Below are 3,821 nucleotides of genomic sequence, written 5' to 3'. Positions count from 1 at the left end.
AAAAGAAGATGATCATGACCACGATCATGATGACCATGGTAAAAAGGAAGACGACCATGATGACCATGGACATGACGATCACGGTAAAAAAGATGGTCACGATGATCATGACGACCATGATGGACATGAAGGACACCACCACGGTGAATTTGATCCACACATTTGGTTAGATCCTGTAAATGCCAAAGTTATATTAAAGGAAATGGCTGAACACTTAATTGAAAATGATTCAAAAAACGAGGCTACTTATAAAAGTAACTTGAAAAAAGCTCTTAATGATATTGATAAGCTTACTGCAGACGTTAAGGCTGAGTTAAATAAGAGTGTTGCTTCAATTGTTTTTCATGATGCATATCAATATTTTGAAGAAAGATTTAACGTAAATATTTTGGGTGCTTTCACAGTTAACACCGATGTAATGCCAGGTGCAGAACAATTAAAAGAAATTAGAGAGGTAATTGAGCATGATAAAGTTGCATGTGTATTTTCAGAGCCTCAATTTAACCCTGATATTATTAAAGCTGTTGCAAAAGATATGAATATTAAAACTGGAGTAGTGGATCCTTTGGGAGCTACTTTAAATCCAGGAAAATCATTATACTTTGATTTAATAAGAAACATGTCTGCATCCTTTAAAGGTTGCTAATCGTTATTAATGGAAAACAAGCACCAAGTACCTGTTACTGTTTTAACAGGTTTCCTTGGTGCTGGAAAAACAACACTTCTTAATAGAATTCTAACAGAACAGCACGGCCAAAAGTACGCCGTTATTGTAAATGAATTTGGTGAACAAGGTATTGATAATGACCTTGTGGTGGATGCTGACGAGGAAGTTTTTGAAATGAACAATGGTTGTATATGCTGTACAGTCAGAGGTGACCTAATTAGAATACTTAGTGGGTTAATGAAGCGAGCTGATAAACTTGATGCAATTATAGTTGAAACAACAGGTTTAGCAGATCCAGCTCCTGTAGCTCAAACCTTCTTTGTAGATCAAGATGTGGCAAATAAAACAAAGCTAGATGCAATTGTTACAGTTGCTGATGCAGTTCATCTAAGCTCACAAATTGAAGATCATCACGAAGCTGAGGAACAAATTGCTTTTGGTGATGTAATATTACTAAACAAAATAGATCTTGTGAAAGATGAGAATATAGACGTAGTAACAAAGAGAATTCGTAAAATTAATCCTTTTGCTAAAATTATTAAAACAACAAAATGTGGGGCACCACTAAAGGAAATTCTTAATCTTGATGCATTTAGTTTAAAACGTATTTTAGAGGTAGAACCAGATTTTCTTGAGTCAGATCATGATCATGAGCATGATGATGATGTTACAAGTTTATCATTCGTATCTGACAAACCTCTAGACATGGAAAAATTTCAAAACTGGTTTGGAAAACTTTTGCAGACAAAAGGTCAAGATATTATGAGAACTAAAGGAATACTTGATTTCAAAGGTGAAAATGATCGATATGTGTTTCAAGGTGTTCATATGTTGATGGATGCTTCTCCAATGGGAAAATGGCCAGACGATAAAGAACGTAGCTCTAGACTAGTATTTATTGGACGTAACCTAGAAACCATGAATTTAAAAGAAGGATTTGAAGCCTGTAAATCAGAATGACAACTGATTTAAATCAATTTCCACAGTTAGATAAAACTAAATTTGAGCAAAGAGGAATTCAGTTAGAAATTGGAGTTCCAGTAACCTGTGCAGTTTCAATTGGTAATTATATAGCTGCTGGTTTTGGCGATGGTACTATAAGAATTTTCAGTTCTGGAGAAAAACACAAAACTTTAAAGGCTCATAAAGGTGTGATTCTTTGTATGGCAAAGGATGGTGATAATATTTTAACTGGTGGTGATGATGGTTATTTTTTAAAAATTTCACTTAACGGAGAAATAAATGAAGTTACAAACTTTGGTTCACGATGGGTAGATCATGTTGCAGCACATAATGGAAACCTAGTTTGTTCTTCGGGTAAGGTAGTTTATTATTGGGATAAAAATAAAAAAGAACCAAAATCTTTAAATCATGATAGTACAATTGGAGGTTTGGCATTTGATGCTAAAGGAAGACGGTTGGCTGTATCTAGATATGGAGGTGTTACAGTTTGGAAAAAAGATTACAGCAATAAGTGGAAATCAACAAAATTAGATTGGAAAGGTTCTCACAATAAAGTGAGTTTTAGCCCAGATGGTAAATACTTGGTAACTTCCATGCAAGAAAATGTACTTCGTTGCTGGCGTTTAAAAGATAAACTTGATTTTGCTATGTCAGGATATGGCTCAAAAGTTAAAAGTTTTGCTTTCATTCATGATACAAGTTACTTGGCAACATCAGGAGCAATAGATGCAATATGTTGGCCTTTTGATGGTGAAGGACCAATGGGTCGTAAACCTATCTGTCTTCCTTATATAGGAAATAAACAAGTTACATTTATAGAACCATTCCCTGATGAAAAAGCAATTTTTGCTGGTTTGAGTGATGGTTCTGTTTTTTTATCTCAAATTGAAAATGAGAATAACACTATAATAATTAGAAGTTTCACAGGTTCTGAAGTTAGTGCAATCGCAATGACTGACGATAAATCAAGTATATTTATTGGTGACATGAGTGGAAATACTTTGTGGACTTCAATTTGGGATCAATAAAAAGATGTTTAATAAAAAAAAACCAAATTTAGAAACAATTCAGAATTTAAAAAATTATTTTATAAAAAAATATGAAATACCAGAAAGTACAATTTTAAGCATTGCAGAATTAAATTGTCATGAACCTGATTGTCCCCCAACCGAGACAGTAATAACTGCTAGATCAATAGATGGATCTACTAAAAACTGGAAAATTCATAAACCTATAGATGAAATAAGTGAAAATGACATTAATGAATTAGAATAAAAATTGTTAATTATTGTAGAGAATTTTTTCTTGTTTCATATAATAAGATATGATGAATGATTTAAATTTATTTAAAAAAAATGGCTTTCTTGTTAAAGAAAATCTAATTTCTCAAACGAAGATAAATAAAATTAATAAAATTGTTAATGAAGTAATTTCAAAAGAGAAAAAGGAAAAAAATAGTAATGGTGCAAATGGAACTCAATCCTATAATAATTACCATTTTGTCTACAATTCAGGCTCTTCAAAAAATAAAGAAATTTTAAGACTAAACAATCCTCAGAACAGACATAAAGTTTTCTATGAATTGTCTAGAGATAAAAAGATTATATCTATAGCTAAAAAATTATTAGGTGGAACAGTTAGATTCCATCTAGGTAAATTAAATTTCAAGCTTCCAAATAAGAAAAAAGGTAGTGAAATTGGATGGCATCAAGATTGGGCTTTTTACCCTCATACAAACGATGATTTAATTACAGTTGGTATATATTTAGATGATTGTTATGAAAAAAATGGGCCACTTAAAATAATAAAGAATTCACACAAAAAGAAATTGTACAGCCACCACAGCAAAGAAAATTATTTTGTTGGAAAAATAGATACTAAGAAAAATAAAATAGGAACTAAAGATAGTGTTTCTATAACTGGAACTGCTGGAACAGTAGTATTTTTTCATTGTAGATCAGTTCATGGGTCTGGACACAATCAAATGAATAACTCAAGACCGTTAATTTTATTTGGATATAGAGCTTGTGATGCGTGGCCATTAATCAATGATGGAAATCCTCATCCTGAGGTTGATTTGGAAAATTATGACAAAAATATAATTGTAGGAAATAAATCAATAAAACCAAGATTGAGGAGATAAGAGGTGTTGCATTCGGAACGAATACTCTTGAAATATTGATGGAACTTA

5 protein-coding genes are annotated in these 3,821 nt (G+C 32.0%); all 5 read left to right on the top strand.

All coding sequences use genetic code 11. From position 1 onward, the window contains the following. A partial coding sequence (locus AMO08_RS04240; protein WP_179850746.1) for a zinc ABC transporter substrate-binding protein occupies window positions 1-646 on the top strand: 646 nt, incomplete at its 5' end. Window positions 647-655: 9 nt separating this feature from the next. Continuing rightward, entirely contained in the window at window positions 656-1,627 is a 972-nt protein-coding gene (locus AMO08_RS04235) for a CobW family GTP-binding protein (RefSeq protein WP_075485515.1), read from the top strand. Beyond that, the gene (locus AMO08_RS04230; protein ID WP_075485512.1) at window positions 1,624-2,658 is read left to right on the top strand and encodes a WD40 repeat domain-containing protein; all 1,035 of its coding nucleotides are present in this window, start codon (window positions 1,624-1,626) and stop codon (window positions 2,656-2,658) included. Before AMO08_RS04235 ends, AMO08_RS04230 begins: the two co-directional genes overlap by 4 nt. 4 nt (window positions 2,659-2,662) lie before the next feature. After that, window positions 2,663-2,905 (top strand): hypothetical protein, encoded by a 243-nt coding sequence (locus tag AMO08_RS04225; RefSeq protein WP_075485510.1) that lies wholly within the window; start codon window positions 2,663-2,665, stop codon window positions 2,903-2,905. A gap of 49 nt (window positions 2,906-2,954) precedes the next feature. Further along, on the top strand, window positions 2,955-3,773 hold the full coding sequence (locus AMO08_RS04220; protein ID WP_082255024.1) for a phytanoyl-CoA dioxygenase family protein: 819 nt from the start codon (window positions 2,955-2,957) through the stop codon (window positions 3,771-3,773). The last annotated feature ends 48 nt before the right edge of the window (window positions 3,774-3,821 follow it).

Origin of the sequence: Candidatus Pelagibacter communis, from assembly GCF_001180205.1 — a bacterium.
In the GTDB taxonomy this organism is placed as follows: Bacteria; Pseudomonadota; Alphaproteobacteria; order Pelagibacterales; family Pelagibacteraceae; genus Pelagibacter; species Pelagibacter ubique_O.
This window is presented reverse-complemented; position numbering and strand designations above follow the sequence as displayed.